Below are 14,758 nucleotides of genomic sequence, written 5' to 3' on the forward strand. Positions count from 1 at the left end.
GGTCCCGGACCCCGGGCGGGGTGGGTGCGGTCCCCCGTATCGTTGGAGTAGTCCGTAGTCCCGGTCCAGAAAGGCCGCAGCCACCATGGTGCAGATCAAGACCCCTGAGCAGATCGCCAAGATGCGTGAGGCGGGGCTGGTCGTCGCGGCGATCCATGCGGCCACGCGGGAAGCGGCGGTGCCCGGTGCGACCACCAGGGACCTGGACGAGGTCGCGCGCAAGGTGCTCGACGAGCACGGCGCCAAGTCGAACTTCCTCGGGTACGGCGGTTTCCCGGCGACGATCTGCACCTCGGCCAACGAGGTGGTCGTCCACGGCATCCCGGACGACAAGACCGTCCTGAAGGACGGCGACATCATCTCCATCGACGCGGGCGCGATCGTGGACGGCTGGCACGGCGACGCGGCGTACACCGCGTTCGTGGGCACCGGCCACGCCCCGGAGCTGATCGAGCTCTCCCGGGTGACCGAGGAGTCGATGTGGGCGGGCATCGCCGCCATGAAGGTGGGCAACCGTCTGGTGGATGTCTCGCGGGCCATCGAGACCTACATCCGCCGGCAGCCGAAGCCGGGCGGCGGCAAGTACGGGATCATCGAGGACTACGGCGGCCACGGCATCGGCACCGAGATGCACATGGACCCGCACCTGCTGAACTACGTCGAGCGGAAGCGGGGGAAGGGGCCGAAGCTGGTTCCCGGCTTCTGCCTCGCCATCGAGCCGATGGTGTCGCTCGGCACACCGCGCACCGACGTGCTCGAGGACGACTGGACCGTGATCACCACGGACGGGACCTGGTCCTCGCACTGGGAGCACTCCGTGGCGCTGACGGAGGAGGGACCGCTGGTCCTCACCGCACCCGACTGCGGCCGGGCGAAGCTCGCCGAGTACGGGGTCGCGGCGGCGCCCGATCCCCTGGCGGGCTGAAGCACCGCCTGTACCGGGGCACGGCTCGCACAGGGGTGTCGTCCGGCACGGGAACACCGCCGTCCGGAAGCGCCGCCCGCACGCGAGGCCCTGGCGCACCGGAACCCGGCCGCACCGATGTTCGTGGCATCCCTTGCTTTCGATCTCCCGTTCGATATCTCTGGCGCTTTTCCACCCGCTTCCTTTCTTCGCCGATCGCGCAATCGGCCGGCCCCGCCCCTCGCGCATACCGCGCCGAGGGGCGGGGCATCGTCATGAGTGGCAGAGGAGGGCGGGTATGAATTCGTCTTTCCGGGGGCCCTGACGTAGACTGACTCGTCGGCTCTCGTGCACCCGCATGTCTGCATGCGCTCGCACGAAGTCGATCAAGGTAGTCGATTCGAAGGGCAAAGCGTGGCCAAGAAGCAAGGTGCCATCGAGATCGAGGGCACTGTCGTTGAGTCTCTTCCGAACGCGATGTTCAAGGTGGAGCTCCAGAACGGCCACCAGGTCCTGGCGCACATCAGCGGCAAGATGCGCATGCACTACATCCGCATCCTCCCTGACGACCGGGTCGTGGTGGAGTTGTCTCCGTACGACCTGACGCGCGGCCGGATCGTCTACCGCTACAAGTAGATCTTGCCTTGCTCCGTGTTCCGGTTCCGGGACACGGGGGGTGGCACTGACCCGGAGAACCTCACCTAATGAAGGTCAAGCCGAGCGTCAAGAAGATCTGCGACAAGTGCAGGGTGATCCGCCGTCACGGTCGGGTCATGGTCATCTGCGAAAACCCGCGCCACAAGCAGCGCCAGGGCTGACGCACGACCGCACCTTCTGCACCCGCAGATACTTCGCGCGACGCAGCAGTACATGTTCATACGCAGGATCCAGGCCTGAGTCTCATCAGTCCTGACACCCCCGGTCGGAGGCCGGGGACCCGGTCCGTACCGAATACTCGATCCCATGGGTCAGAGGACGACGGCGGGCGGGATCCGGTTCTGCGGAAGACCTCCGAACGACAACTGGAGCCATTGAATGGCACGCGTTTCCGGTGTTGACATCCCGCGCGAAAAGCGTGTGGAGGTCGCCCTCACCTACGTGTTCGGCATCGGCCGGACGCTTTCCCAGCTGACGCTGGCCGAGACCGGCGTGAACCCCAACACGCGCGTTCGTGACCTCTCCGAGGAGGAGCTGGTCAAGATCCGCGAGTACGTGGACGCCAACATCAAGACCGAGGGTGACCTCCGTCGCGAGATTCAGGCCGACATCCGCCGCAAGGTCGAGATCGGTTGCTACCAGGGTCTGCGCCACCGTCGTGGCCTGCCCGTCCACGGTCAGCGCACCAGCACGAACGCTCGTACCCGCAAGGGCCCGCGTCGCGCCATCGCCGGTAAGAAGAAGCCGGGCAAGAAGTAGTCCTCAGCGGACAACGCTTCACCAGCGGTCTTCGCTGTAGGACCGACCACCTCCCCGTAGGAGAAATAGATGCCCCCCAAGGGTCGTCAGGGCGCTGCCAAGAAGGTGCGCCGCAAGGAAAAGAAGAACGTCGCTCACGGGCACGCCCACATCAAGAGCACGTTCAACAACACGATCGTCTCGATCACGGACCCCTCGGGCAACGTGATCTCCTGGGCCTCCGCCGGCCACGTCGGCTTCAAGGGCTCGCGCAAGTCCACCCCCTTCGCCGCGCAGATGGCCGCCGAGTCGGCCGCCCGTCGCGCGCAGGAGCACGGCATGCGCAAGGTTGACGTCTTCGTGAAGGGCCCGGGCTCCGGTCGCGAGACCGCGATCCGCTCCCTCCAGGCCACTGGCCTCGAGGTCGGCTCCATCCAGGACGTCACCCCCACCCCGCACAACGGCTGCCGTCCGCCGAAGCGCCGCCGCGTCTGACGCACGGCTGCTCGGTCGTCGATCTCGACGGCCCTGTGCTGGTTCGAGGTTTCCGGGCGGTACGGCTCCGTAAAAGGGCCGTATCGCCCGTACCCTTGCTGTACCCGGCCTTTTCTGAGGCGCGGTTCCGTCGGGCGTCAAATAGCGGGCGTCCACGAAAAAGAGGATTGATCCACACATGCTGATCGCTCAGCGTCCCTCGTTGACCGAAGAGGTCGTCGACGAATTCCGCTCCCGGTTCGTGATCGAGCCGCTGGAGCCGGGCTTCGGCTACACCCTCGGCAACTCCCTGCGCCGCACCCTCCTCTCGTCGATCCCCGGCGCTGCTGTCACCAGCATCCGCATCGACGGTGTCCTGCACGAGTTCACCACCGTGCCGGGCGTCAAGGAGGACGTCACCGACCTGATCCTCAACATCAAGCAGCTGGTCGTCTCCTCGGAGCACGACGAGCCGGTCGTGATGTACCTGCGCAAGCAGGGCCCGGGTCTGGTCACCGCCGCCGACATCGCGCCCCCGGCCGGTGTCGAGGTCCACAACCCCGACCTCGTCCTCGCCACGCTCAACGGCAAGGGCAAGCTGGAGATGGAGCTGACCGTCGAGCGCGGTCGCGGCTACGTCTCCGCCGTTCAGAACAAGCAGGTCGGTCAGGAGATCGGGCGCATCCCGGTCGACTCGATCTACTCGCCGGTGCTGAAGGTCACGTACAAGGTCGAGGCGACCCGTGTCGAGCAGCGCACCGACTTCGACAAGCTGATCGTCGACGTCGAGACCAAGCAGGCCATGCGTCCCCGTGACGCCATGGCGTCGGCCGGCAAGACCCTGGTCGAGCTGTTCGGTCTGGCCCGCGAGCTCAACATCGACGCCGAGGGCATCGACATGGGCCCGTCCCCCACGGACGCCGCCCTCGCCGCCGATCTCGCGCTGCCGATCGAGGAGCTGGAGCTCACGGTCCGCTCGTACAACTGCCTCAAGCGTGAGGGCATCCACTCCGTGGGTGAGCTCGTCGCCCGCTCCGAGGCCGACCTCCTGGACATCCGCAACTTCGGCGCGAAGTCCATCGACGAGGTCAAGGCGAAGCTGGCCGGCATGGGCCTGGCCCTCAAGGACAGCCCGCCCGGATTCGACCCGACCGCCGCCGCCGACGCCTTCGGCGCCGACGACGACGCGGACGCGGGTTTCGTGGAGACCGAGCAGTACTGATCCGGTACTGGGACGGCTTCCGTCCTCCGGGGTCCTTCGGGACCCCGGATCTTCGACGGGCAATCGCCCGCTCGGACACTGTCCCCGGTACCTGATACGGCCGGGGCAGACACCTAGGAGAAACAATGCCGAAGCCCGCCAAGGGTGCCCGTCTGGGCGGCAGCGCCGCGCACGAGAAGCTGCTCCTCGCGAACCTCGCGAAGTCGCTCTTCGAGCACGGCCGCATCACCACCACCGAGGCCAAGGCCCGTCGTCTGCGTCCCTACGCGGAGCGTCTGGTCACCAAGGCGAAGAAGGGTGACCTTCACAACCGCCGTCAGGTGCTCTCGGTGATCACGGACAAGAGCATCGTGCACACGCTCTTCACCGAGATCGGCCCGCGTTACGAGAACCGCCCGGGTGGCTACACCCGTATCACCAAGATCGGTAACCGCCGTGGCGACAACGCGCCCATGGCTGTCATCGAGCTGGTGGAGGCCCTGACCGTGGCCCAGCAGGCCACCGGTGAGGCCGAGGCCGCCACCAAGCGTGCCGCCAAGGAGACCGAGGCCCCGGCCAAGGTCGAGGACACCAAGGTCGAGGACGCCGTCGAGGCTCCCGCCGAGGAGTCGAAGGACGCCTGAGGCATTGCCTTGCTGTGAGCGGGTCCGTCCCTTTCGGGGCGGGCCCGCTCTCGCGTTTCCGGGGGAGGAACCCGGGCTTGAGAGGATCTAGGTGTGAGTGACGAAGCGGAGCCCGGGTTCGTACGGGTGCGGTTGGACCTGTCGTACGACGGGAGCGAGTTCTCCGGGTGGGCCAAGCAGGCCGGGGGGCGCAGGACCGTGCAGGGCGAGATCGAGGACGCGCTGCGGACGGTGACGCGGACGAAGGACACCACGTACGAGCTGACCGTGGCCGGGCGGACCGACGCCGGAGTGCACGCGCGTGGCCAGGTGGCGCATGTCGACCTGCCCGGGGAGTTGTGGGCCGAGCACCGCGAGAAGCTGCTGAAGCGGCTGGCCGGGAGGCTGTCGAAGGACGTGCGGGTGTGGTCGCTCACCGAGGCGCCGCCCGGCTTCAACGCGCGGTTCTCGGCGATCTGGCGGCGCTACGCCTACCGCGTCACCGACGAACCCGGCGGTGTCGACCCCCTGTTGCGCAGTCATGTCCTGTGGCACGACTGGCCGTTGGACGTCGACGCCATGAACCAGGCGGCCGAACGGCTGCTGGGGGAGCACGACTTCGCCGCCTACTGCAAGAAGCGCGAGGGCGCGACGACCATCCGTACGCTCCAGGAACTGAGCCTGGTGCGCGGCGAGGACGGGGTCATCACCGCGACCGTGCGGGCCGACGCCTTCTGCCACAACATGGTGCGGTCGCTGATCGGGGCCCTGCTGTTCGTGGGGGACGGGCATCGCGGGCCCGAGTGGCCGGGGAAGGTGCTCGCCGCCGCCGTACGGGACTCGGCCGTGCACGTCGTACGGCCGCACGGGCTGACGCTCGAAGAAGTCGGTTACCCGGCGGACGAGTTGCTGGCCGCGCGGAGCAAGGAGGCCAGGAACAAGCGGACGTTGCCGGGTGCGGGCGGCTGCGAGACCTGCTGACACCGGCGGGCCTGTCGGGCGGGCGCCTCGGCGGCGGGTGCCTCAACTGCCTTGGGCGGTACGGGGGCGGCGGCCGGGGCCGCCGCCCGGAACCGCTACTGCTCGGCCGCGGCCGATGCCTGGGCCTGGCCCCGTCGGCTGATCTGGAGGAAGGCGAACTGCGCGAGATCGTCGCCGGTCGTGAACACCGCGGTGTCCTTCGCCGTCACGTCCTTGCCGTTGGTGAAACCGGAGAGGGTGAAGTAGGCGTAACGGCCGTAGGCGTTGGTGGTCGAACGGCAGACGGCCGAGTTGCAGAACGCTTTGATGCCGTTGCCGGGGAGCGAGGCGATGATGCTCTTGTTGTCCGCGTCGCCCTTGGCCTTGGTGGCCTTGGCCTCGGTGTCGAAGACCGCGACGCCGACCGTCACCGCCACCCCGTCCTTGACGTACGTGACGCGCATGAAGCGGGTGCAGCCGTCCTTGGTGAGGACCGGCGGCAGTGTGCCCTTCGCGGCCGAGGCGCAGTTCTTCGTGTCGGCCGTCGGACCCTTGCGGTACACGCGGTCGCCCATGGTGAGCTGCGTACCGGGGAAGAGGATGTCCGGGCTCAGCGGCGCGGTGTCCTTCTGCGCGCTGGCTATGAACTGCTTCGGATCCAGCGGCGGCGGAGCCGAGGTCGGCGCGAAGGACGGAGCCGGTGTCGTGGCGCCCGGGATGTCCGCGCTGGCGGGCAGCTTGGACGGTTCGTTCCCCGCCTGGTTGTTCCCGTTCGCGTTGGCGACGGCCATGGCCACGGCCGCGCCGACCGCGACGGTGGCCAGGGCCCCGCCCACGATGAACAGCACTTTGCGGCGCCTGTTGCGCGTTTCGGAAGCCTCTGCCATTGCGGCCCAGTCGGGATTCCCGCCGGACCGCTGATTGCCCCACTGAGGCGGTTGCTGAGACCCCGGCTTCCAGGGGTCCCACGGGGGCTGCCCCTGCCCACCTTGCCCATAACTCATGCGCCGCATCTTAGACGGGCGTTGGGGGGTGCCGGTCCGCTCCACCGGGCACTTGAGCCCCTAGCGTGACCTGAGTACGGACGGGCAAAAGTTACATCTCAGGGTGGTTGGTACGTAGGGCCTCCTGGCGCGCGTGGGCGGTGTCGGGCGCGGCGCCGTGCGCGCCTGTCGTGGGCGTCGCGCTCCGCGTCCCGGCGGGCGGGACGGACGACGCGATCGTCGTACGAGAGGCGCGCACCTGGCTGGACGGCGGCTCGCCCGATACCGGCCGGCGCTTCCTCCATTTCCCGAGCGCGGTGCCCGCCGCGGTGCCGCTGCCGGATCCTGCGGGATTCGTCACACGGGCGCCGCCGTTTCTGCTGCGGGAACATGATCGATTCGTACGCCTTTGCGGGGCTTCTCCGGTGGCCGTGCCGCCGTGGCCCGGGGTGCCGTCCTGGGTGGTGGTGCCGCTCGCCCGCGCCGCGGCGGGTGCCGGGGTCCTGGGCGCGTGCCGCCGCCGGCCCCGCGGTGTTCCCGGGCCGCTGCGGCTTGTTGGGACCGCGCTGCCGCCGATGCCCTCGGCGTTCCTGGTGTCCCGGCCGTCGTACGGCCACTGTCCGCTCGTGGTGACGCCGCTGCCGCTCGCGGGGCTGCCGTGTCCCCGTTCGGCGGCCCGTGGGCCCTGGTTCCGGCTCGCTCCGGTGCCCCGGGTGCCGGGCGCCGACCGGCCCCGGCCGGAAGCGGTGACCCGGCGTTCCCGCCGGGACTGCTCTACCCTGTGTGTAATGACTGCATCGGTGGCGCTTTGGCATCACCGTCATCTGCCGCTCGGCGGCCCCGACCACTTCGTCGCTCCGCGACAGGGACGACGGGCCACGGGGCGTGAGCACTCGCGTTTTGACCCTTCCGGGGCACCGCGGGTAAGCTTGCAGTTCGTTATGTGTATTGGCTTGCTCATTCTCACGTGAGGGGCCCTTACACCGGTCCACCGGGGCTGATGACCAGCGACCAGCACGCGGTATGCGTCACCGCAGTGCGGTCAAGGCTGTCGTGATCGTCCGTGGTGGCCATGTCAGGACCCACTCACTGAAGAAGCGAAGGCTACGACCGTGCGTACGTACAGCCCCAAGCCCGGCGACATCACTCGCCAGTGGTACGTCATCGACGCCCAGGATGTCGTCCTGGGTCGTCTGGCGACCACTGCCGCGAACATTCTGCGCGGCAAGCACAAGCCGATCTACGCGCCCCACGTCGACGCTGGTGACTTCGTCATCATCATCAACGCCGACAAGGTGCACCTCTCCGGCAACAAGAAGACCCAGAAGCTGGCGTACCGCCACTCCGGTTACCCGGGTGGTCTGCGCTCCGTCCGTTACGACGAGCTGCTGGCGAAGAACCCCGAGAAGGCCGTCGAGAAGGCCATCAAGGGCATGGTTCCCAAGAACACCCTGGGCCGTCAGGTGCTCTCGAAGCTGAAGGTCTACGCGGGCGAGAACCACCCGCACGCTGCGCAGCAGCCGGTCCCGTTCGAGATCACCCAGGTCGCGCAGTAGTTCCGGCCACCCCCTAAGACATAAAGAAATCTGAGGAGAATCGTGGCCGAGACCACCGTTGAGCAGCCGGTCGAAGAGACTGAGCTCGTCGACATCGAGAGCTACACCACCGAGTCCGAGGTGCCCGTCGAGGGCGAGTACACCTCGGAGTCGCTCGAAGGCCGCTTCGGCGACCCGCAGCCGGCCGCCGGCCTGGGACGTCGCAAGAACGCCATCGCCCGCGTCCGGATCGTCCCGGGCACCGGCAAGTGGAAGATCAACGGTCGCACCCTTGAGGACTACTTCCCCAACAAGGTGCACCAGCAGGAAGTCAACGAGCCCTTCAAGGTGCTCGAGCTCGACAACCGCTACGACGTTGTCGCCCGCATCTCGGGTGGCGGCGTCTCGGGTCAGGCCGGTGCCCTGCGCCTCGGCGTGGCCCGTGCGCTGAACGAGGCCGACGTGGACAACAACCGCGGCGCCCTCAAGAAGGCCGGCTTCCTCAAGCGCGACGACCGTGCGGTCGAGCGCAAGAAGGCCGGTCTCAAGAAGGCCCGTAAGGCCCCGCAGTACAGCAAGCGTTAATCTTCGCTGCTTGCTTCTGCGCGTCAGTACGCGTAGCTCCGAACGCCCCGGCGGCACACCACAGTGCCGCCGGGGCGTTCGTTTATCACAGTGGTTGGGCGTATAACGGCACAAGGTGCTCAAAGGCTCATGTGATCGGATGACATCCGTATCCTTCGGGGGAATTCCGTACTCTGCAGCTTTCTCAGGAGGACAAGTGGGACGACTCTTCGGCACGGACGGCGTGCGCGGTGTCGCCAACGCGGATCTGACGGCCGAGCTCGCGCTCGGGCTTTCCGTGGCGGCGGCGCACGTACTCGCCGAGGCGGGCACGTTCGCAGGTCACCGGCCCGTGGCCGTGGTCGGGCGGGATCCGCGTGCGTCCGGGGAGTTCCTGGAGGCCGCCGTGGTCGCCGGCCTCGCCAGCGCGGGTGTGGACGTCCTGCGCGTCGGTGTGCTGCCCACCCCGGCGGTGGCCCATCTCACCGGGGCGCTGGGTGCCGACCTCGGTGTGATGCTCTCCGCCAGCCACAACGCCATGCCCGACAACGGCATCAAGTTCTTCGCCCGTGGCGGGCACAAGCTCGCCGACGAGCTGGAGGACCGGATCGAGGGCGTCTACGAGGAGCACCGCACCGGCGCTCCCTGGGACCGTCCGACCGGTTCCGGCGTCGGGAGGGTGACCTCCTACGACCAGGGCTCCGACCAGTACGTCGCCCACCTCATCGGTGTTCTCCCGAACCGCCTCGACGGTCTGAAGGTCGTCCTCGACGAGGCGCACGGCGCGGCCGCCCGGGTCTCGCCCGAGGCCTTCGCGCTGGCCGGTGCCGAGATCATCACGATCGGCGCGGAGCCCGACGGGCTCAACATCAACGACGGTTGCGGCTCCACCCACCTGGAGCTCCTCAAGGCCGCCGTCGTCGAGCACGGCGCCGACCTCGGCATCGCGCACGACGGCGACGCCGACCGCTGCCTCGCCGTGGACCACACGGGTGACGAGATCGACGGCGACCAGATCCTGGCCGTCCTCGCGCTGGCGATGCGGGAGCGTTCCGCACTGCGCTCCGACACCGTTGTCGCGACGGTCATGTCCAACCTGGGATTCAAGCTCGCCATGGAGCGCGAGGGCCTGGCCTTCGTCCAGACGGGGGTCGGCGACCGCTACGTACTGGAGGAGATGAAGCGGCACGGCTACGCCCTCGGCGGCGAACAGTCCGGGCACGTCATCATCCTCGACCACGCCACCACCGGCGACGGCACGCTGACCGGCCTGCTGCTCGCCGCCCGCGTCGCCCAGACCGGCCGTACGCTCCGCGACCTCGCCTCGGTCATGGAGCGGCTGCCGCAGGTCCTCATCAACGTGCCCGACGTCGACCGGTCGCGGGTGAACTCCTCCGCCGAGCTGTCCGCCGCGGTGGCCGACGCCGAGCGCGAACTCGGCACCACCGGACGGGTGCTGCTGCGCCCCTCCGGCACCGAGCCGCTCGTCCGTGTCATGGTCGAGGCCGCCGACATCGACCACGCCCGCTCGGTGGCCGCCCGCCTCGCCGACGCGGTGAAGTCGGCGCTCGGCTAGGACAGGTCCTGATCCCTCCGCCTGAAGCCGTGAGGCCCGGCACCCCTGGAAAGCGCCAGGGGTGCCGGGCCTCACGGCTGTGAGCGGCGGGCGCCGCCGGGCGGCCCCCCTACCGGGCGGGGTCCGGCCGGGCGACCTGGCGCTTGCGCTGCATCGCCCAGAACCACTTCTGCGCGAGCAGCGTGAGCGTTCCGGCGACCACGATGCCGAGCAGGTTGAACAGCAGTTGCTTGGTGGATCCCCAGGTCTGGGCGTAGTCGGTGTAGCTGAGGGCCACGGCGGCGTTCGCGGCGGCCGGCACCGTGGTCACCGAGATCGCGACGCCGATCAGAGCGCCCGACTTGGCGGAGGTGAGGGACAGCGTCCCGGCGATTCCGGCGAGGAACGCCACCACGAACGACATCCAGTCCGGCTTCCAGATGAACGCCGTGTTCGGCCGGGCCGCCTCCACCATGGACTTGTCGAACAGCCCGAAGACGTCCATCAGCCAGCTGAAGCCCGCGGTCATGACCATCGCGGCCGCGAAACCGGCGAGCAGTGCCCACAGGGACCGCCACACCAGGTGCGGGGCCCGCTGCACCAGCGCCGTGCAGATGCCGGCCAGCGGCCCGAACTCCGGGCCCACGGCCATCGCGCCGACGATCAGGATCGCGTTGTCGAGCATCACACCGCAGGCCGCCAGCATCGTGGCCACGGTGAGGAACGCGAGATAGGTGACGTTGAGCGTCGACTCCTCGTGCGTCGCGTCCCGCAGCTGCTCCCACAGCACCGCGTCCGCGCCCTCGCCCGGAGCCTCCTCCTCCGCCCGGTCGGCCCGCTCCGACAGCGACAGCTCGATGGTCTCGACGGCGATCGAACCGGTCCGGTCGAGCCCCGACTCGCGGAGCGCGCCGATGAGTTCGTCGCCCGCCTCGCGAGCGACGTCGCACATCACGACATCGCCCACGGGATTGCGGGCGGCGCCCGGGAGCACGACGAGGTGCGTGGTGCCGACCGTCTTCTCGATCAGGCGTACTACGTCGTCGGTGCGGTCGGCGGGAGTGATCAGGCGCAGGTGCAGCATGGCCGCAGACTAGTCGTACGAAAGCGAGCGCCGTACGGGACTACAGCTTCCGCAGACTCAGGCGCTGCACCTTGTGGTCAGGGCCCTTGCGCACGACGAGGGTCGCCCGGCCGCGGGTCGGGGCCACGTTCTCCAGCAGGTTCGGCTTGTTGATGGTGCGCCAGGTCGTCCGGGCGTAGTCGAGGGCCTCCTCCTCCGAGACCTGGGTGTACCTGCGGAAGTACGAGTCCGGCTTCTGGAAGGCCGTCGCGCGGAGCTTGCCGAACCGGTTCAGGTACCAGCGCTCGATGTCCTCGGGGCGGGCGTCGACGTACACACTGAAGTCGAAGTAGTCCGCGAGGCCGACGCGGGTGCGGCCGTCCTTGCCGGGCAGCGCGGGCTGCAGCACGTTCAGGCCCTCGACGATGAGGATGTCGGGGCGGCGGACCGTGAGCCGCTCACCGGGCACGATGTCGTAGATCAGGTGCGAGTAGACGGGTGCCGTCACCTCGTCCTTGCCCGCCTTGATGTCGGCGACGAACCGGGTCAGGGCCCGGCGGTCGTACGACTCGGGGAAGCCCTTGCGGGACATCAGCCCGCGCGCTTCGAGCTCCTTGGTGGGGAGCAGGAAGCCGTCCGTGGTGACCAGCTCGACGCGGGGGTGCTCGGGCCAGCGGGAGAGCAGGGCCTGGAGCAGACGGGCGACGGTGGACTTGCCGACGGCCACGGAACCGGCGACGCCTATGACGAACGGGGTGCCGGACTGCGAGCCCTTCTCGCCCAGGAACGTGTTCAGGGCGCCTCTGAGTCCGTCGGTGGCGCCGACGTACAGGTTCAGCAGCCGGGACAGCGGCAGATAGATGTCCCGCACCTCGTCGAGGTCGATGACATCGCCCAGGCCGCGCAGCTTCTCCAGCTCCTCGGCGTTCAGCGTGAGCGGCGTCTTCTCACGCAGCGCGCTCCACTCGGCACGGGTGAGATCGACGTAGGGAGTCGCCTCCGGCTTGGACCGGTGGGCGCTCCGCGGCAACGGGGAGACCGGAGAGATCACAGTCCATTGTTAACGGAGTTTGAACGGGGTGGGGGGTGGGGTGCGTCACGTGGGTGCCGGACCCCCGACGTGCCGCGGGGGCGGGCGGAGTCCGTCCGCCCGCCCCCGCGCCTCGGCGTCAGTCGGTCCGGTCGTTGAGTCCTTCGCGTACCACCCAGCGCGGGTAGCCGAACCGCTCACCGAGGGCGACGAACCTGGCGTACGTCTCCCCGTCGGACGGCACCGGCACGAAGTAGGCCTTCACCGCGCGCAGGAAGAGCCGGTAGCCGAGATCGGCGCACGCCTCGGTGACGACCCGCTCCAGGGCGGGGACCAGGCCGGTCGCCGGAACCCCGTACGGGGGCGTCTCCGAGGCGGGGCCCAAGGGCCCCGCGACCGCGTGGATCACCTCGATCACCGCCCGCCGCAGCTCCTCGTCGACCACCGGTTGCGGCGGCGAAGGGACGAACGCCGGATCGTCCTGGTGCACGCGGGCCAGCCACGCCTCCTCGATCCGCCGCAGCCAGGTGCGGGCCGTCATCCCGTGCTCGTCCGGGTCGAGGATGCCGTGCGTGGCGGCGAGCCACACCGTGCGGATCGTCTCGTCCGGCAGCGGTGAGCGCAGGAGCCGCTGGATGTCCTGGCCCAGTTGGGCGGCCTTGGAGCGGTCGAACTGGTCGAGCGACGTTTCCGCCAGCATGAGCCACACCGTGACGGGGCCGGGGTCGTCGGCAAGGGACGGGAAGTGCTCCCTGTAGAACTCCTCCAACACCAGCCATTGAGAGGCCAGCCAGGTCAGCCCGAGGTCCGTCACGAAGATGTCTTCGATGAATTCGGCCTCGACGAAATCGTCCTCGAATTCGCTCTCATACCCGTGTGTCACGGTCACCCTTCCGGAAAGGGGCTTGCACGGCGCTGATGGCGCCCCCTGTGGCAGGGGACGCCCTCAGCGTGTCATCCGCGTCAGCCGACGCTGCCGTACTCCACGGGGAAGTCCGGGGGCCAGGGCCGGCCGAAGTCGAACAGGGACGGGTCCTCGAACTTGCGGTCCGCCTCGCGCCACGAGGGGTCGCCGGAGATGACGAAGCTGCCACCGTCCGCTTCGATCATCCAGGTGAAGTCCGCGTCGTCCGCGACGAGGTCATGATGTTCTTTCAGCACCGCGAACTCCGCCTCCGACGCCCGGCGGACGTGGACGCCGTGCTCGTAGACGGGCTTGAGCAGCATGAGCTCCACATGGCCGAAGTACACCTCGACGCGGGTGTCTGTCCCGTCGACCGCCATGGCGTCGCTGCGCAGCAGCAGCTGCCGATGCGACGGCGAGAAGCCGACCACTCGGAACAGACGTCCCTCTCGTACGAAATCCGGCATTCTCGGTGATCTTCCTGTCCTTGGGGTCCTGGGCTTACTGAGCCCAGTTTGGCGTCGGCATGTCGGTGACGAGACTCGGCGCCGAGTCGCCCGGCCCGAGTTGAACTCGGGCGAATGCGACCGCAACTGACGTTCCGTCGATGACGCCAGAGGCCGACCGGTTGCCGAGTCACGTCGGCGTCACGATCGGATGTCGAGTGATCTTGTGGGCGGACGACGGAATGATCTTCTGGCTAGCGTGCTCGACGGATGTGCACGGTGTGCACACAGAAGACTGACAGAAAGGGCTTCCGCCTTGAGATCCGCCGCCGTCCGCCGTACCGCCCTCGCCGCCTCCGCTGCCGCCCTCGCCCTGTTCGCCACCGCGTGTGGCGGCGACGACAAGGCCGACAAGGGCGGCAGCGGTGAGGACAAGGGTGGCGCGGCCGCGTCCTCCGCCCCGGCGGCCAAGGCGCTCACCGCCGCCGAGCTGGAGAAGGCCGCGCTCACGCAGGCGGACGTCAAGAGCGGCAAGGTCACCGAGAAGGTGCCGGCGACGGCGGTCGTCGCGCAGGACAAGGTGAAGACCTCCGACGCGGCCTGCGCCCCGCTCGCCTACCTCCAGGTCGGTTCCTACGTGGGCAAGCCCTCCGCCACCGTGGCGCGCCAGTGGGCGGGCGACCCGAGGAAGCCCGCCGCGGGCGCCAGCGACGAGGAGAAGCTCTTCGCCGGTGTGGGCACCATGGTGGTGGTGACACTCGCCTCCTACGAGGACGGCGGCGCCGAGCAGGCGATGAAGGACCTGAACACGGCCGCCGCGAAGTGCGCCGGCGGCTTCAGCATCACGGCGGAGGGCGACACGACCAAGAACCTGAAGGTCGTCAAGACCGACGCGCCCAAGGGTGGCGACGAGGCGTTCGCCCTGACCTCCAGCGTCCAGCTGGAAGAGGGGGACGAAGCACCGGTCAAGGGGGTCGTCGTCCGCAAGGGGGCCACCCTCGCCTACTTCCCCGCCGTCGACATGGCTTCGGCCGCCACCGGCAAGGACTGGGACTTCCCCACGGAGATCGTCGACGCCCAGCTCACCAAGCTCGGCTGACCGAGCCCGGCTGACGGGGCTC

17 protein-coding genes are annotated in these 14,758 nt (G+C 68.8%); 12 read left to right on the plus strand and 5 right to left on the minus strand.

Annotated features, from left to right (window positions below):
- Positions 1-85 precede the first annotated feature (85 nt).
- The 8 genes from map to truA all read left to right on the plus strand — a co-directional run bounded on the left by map (position 86) and on the right by truA (position 5,578).
- A complete protein-coding gene (map, locus tag ACFYW8_RS19490; protein WP_389076510.1) occupies positions 86-925 on the plus strand; it encodes a type I methionyl aminopeptidase in 840 nt (279 codons plus the stop codon).
- 393 nt (positions 926-1,318) lie between these two features.
- On the plus strand, positions 1,319-1,540 hold the full coding sequence (infA, locus tag ACFYW8_RS19495; protein ID WP_003948620.1) for a translation initiation factor IF-1: 222 nt from the start codon (positions 1,319-1,321) through the stop codon (positions 1,538-1,540).
- Between the two features lie 68 nt (positions 1,541-1,608).
- Positions 1,609-1,722, plus strand: a complete 114-nt coding sequence (gene rpmJ / locus ACFYW8_RS19500; RefSeq protein ID WP_003998809.1) for a 50S ribosomal protein L36 — start codon at positions 1,609-1,611, stop codon at positions 1,720-1,722.
- Positions 1,723-1,939: 217 nt separating this feature from the next.
- The gene (gene rpsM, locus ACFYW8_RS19505) at positions 1,940-2,320 is read left to right on the plus strand and encodes a 30S ribosomal protein S13 (protein ID WP_356468887.1); all 381 of its coding nucleotides are present in this window, start codon (positions 1,940-1,942) and stop codon (positions 2,318-2,320) included.
- Between the two features lie 69 nt (positions 2,321-2,389).
- Entirely contained in the window at positions 2,390-2,794 is a 405-nt protein-coding gene (rpsK, locus tag ACFYW8_RS19510) for a 30S ribosomal protein S11 (RefSeq protein WP_003956432.1), read from the plus strand.
- 178 nt (positions 2,795-2,972) lie between these two features.
- Positions 2,973-3,995 (plus strand): DNA-directed RNA polymerase subunit alpha, encoded by a 1,023-nt coding sequence (locus ACFYW8_RS19515; RefSeq protein WP_003966937.1) that lies wholly within the window; start codon positions 2,973-2,975, stop codon positions 3,993-3,995.
- A gap of 125 nt (positions 3,996-4,120) precedes the next feature.
- On the plus strand, positions 4,121-4,618 hold the full coding sequence (rplQ, locus tag ACFYW8_RS19520; RefSeq protein ID WP_356755684.1) for a 50S ribosomal protein L17: 498 nt from the start codon (positions 4,121-4,123) through the stop codon (positions 4,616-4,618).
- A gap of 93 nt (positions 4,619-4,711) precedes the next feature.
- Positions 4,712-5,578 carry a tRNA pseudouridine(38-40) synthase TruA gene (gene truA, locus ACFYW8_RS19525; protein WP_365870860.1) on the plus strand — a complete coding sequence of 289 codons (867 nt, stop codon included), beginning with the start codon at positions 4,712-4,714 and terminating at the stop codon, positions 5,576-5,578.
- 95 nt (positions 5,579-5,673) lie between these two features.
- Here truA and ACFYW8_RS19530 read toward each other — a convergent pair whose 3' ends face one another.
- The gene (locus tag ACFYW8_RS19530; protein ID WP_365870859.1) at positions 5,674-6,561 is read right to left on the minus strand and encodes a hypothetical protein; all 888 of its coding nucleotides are present in this window, start codon (positions 6,559-6,561) and stop codon (positions 5,674-5,676) included.
- A 1,091-nt stretch (positions 6,562-7,652) separates the two neighbouring features.
- Here ACFYW8_RS19530 and rplM point away from each other — a divergent pair.
- The 3 genes from rplM to glmM all read left to right on the plus strand — a co-directional run bounded on the left by rplM (position 7,653) and on the right by glmM (position 10,215).
- Complete coding sequence (gene rplM / locus ACFYW8_RS19535; RefSeq protein ID WP_168529673.1) at positions 7,653-8,096, plus strand: 50S ribosomal protein L13; 444 nt, start codon at positions 7,653-7,655, stop codon at positions 8,094-8,096.
- A 42-nt stretch (positions 8,097-8,138) separates the two neighbouring features.
- Positions 8,139-8,660, plus strand: coding sequence for a 30S ribosomal protein S9 (gene rpsI / locus ACFYW8_RS19540; protein ID WP_261705341.1), 522 nt, complete (start codon positions 8,139-8,141; stop codon positions 8,658-8,660).
- A gap of 196 nt (positions 8,661-8,856) precedes the next feature.
- The gene (glmM, locus tag ACFYW8_RS19545; RefSeq protein ID WP_389076528.1) at positions 8,857-10,215 is read left to right on the plus strand and encodes a phosphoglucosamine mutase; all 1,359 of its coding nucleotides are present in this window, start codon (positions 8,857-8,859) and stop codon (positions 10,213-10,215) included.
- A gap of 109 nt (positions 10,216-10,324) precedes the next feature.
- Here the strand turns inward: glmM and ACFYW8_RS19550 are convergent, their stop codons facing one another.
- From ACFYW8_RS19550 to ACFYW8_RS19565, 4 genes are all read right to left on the minus strand, one after another.
- Positions 10,325-11,278: a DUF389 domain-containing protein gene (locus ACFYW8_RS19550; protein WP_389076533.1), complete on the minus strand. Its 954-nt coding sequence runs from the start codon at positions 11,276-11,278 to the stop codon at positions 10,325-10,327.
- Positions 11,279-11,318: 40 nt separating this feature from the next.
- The gene (gene coaA, locus ACFYW8_RS19555) at positions 11,319-12,308 is read right to left on the minus strand and encodes a type I pantothenate kinase (RefSeq protein WP_365870856.1); all 990 of its coding nucleotides are present in this window, start codon (positions 12,306-12,308) and stop codon (positions 11,319-11,321) included.
- Positions 12,309-12,426: 118 nt separating this feature from the next.
- Positions 12,427-13,170 carry a hypothetical protein gene (locus ACFYW8_RS19560; protein WP_389076538.1) on the minus strand — a complete coding sequence of 248 codons (744 nt, stop codon included), beginning with the start codon at positions 13,168-13,170 and terminating at the stop codon, positions 12,427-12,429.
- Positions 13,171-13,250: 80 nt separating this feature from the next.
- A complete protein-coding gene (locus tag ACFYW8_RS19565; protein ID WP_389076543.1) occupies positions 13,251-13,658 on the minus strand; it encodes a hypothetical protein in 408 nt (135 codons plus the stop codon).
- 295 nt (positions 13,659-13,953) lie between these two features.
- Here ACFYW8_RS19565 and ACFYW8_RS19570 point away from each other — a divergent pair, with 295 nt between their 5' ends.
- Positions 13,954-14,736, plus strand: coding sequence for a hypothetical protein (locus tag ACFYW8_RS19570; RefSeq protein ID WP_389076547.1), 783 nt, complete (start codon positions 13,954-13,956; stop codon positions 14,734-14,736).
- Positions 14,737-14,758: the final 22 nt, after the last annotated feature.

The sequence above is a fragment of the Streptomyces sp. NPDC002742 genome, from assembly GCF_042888885.1.
GTDB lineage: Bacteria > Actinomycetota > Actinomycetes > Streptomycetales > Streptomycetaceae > Streptomyces.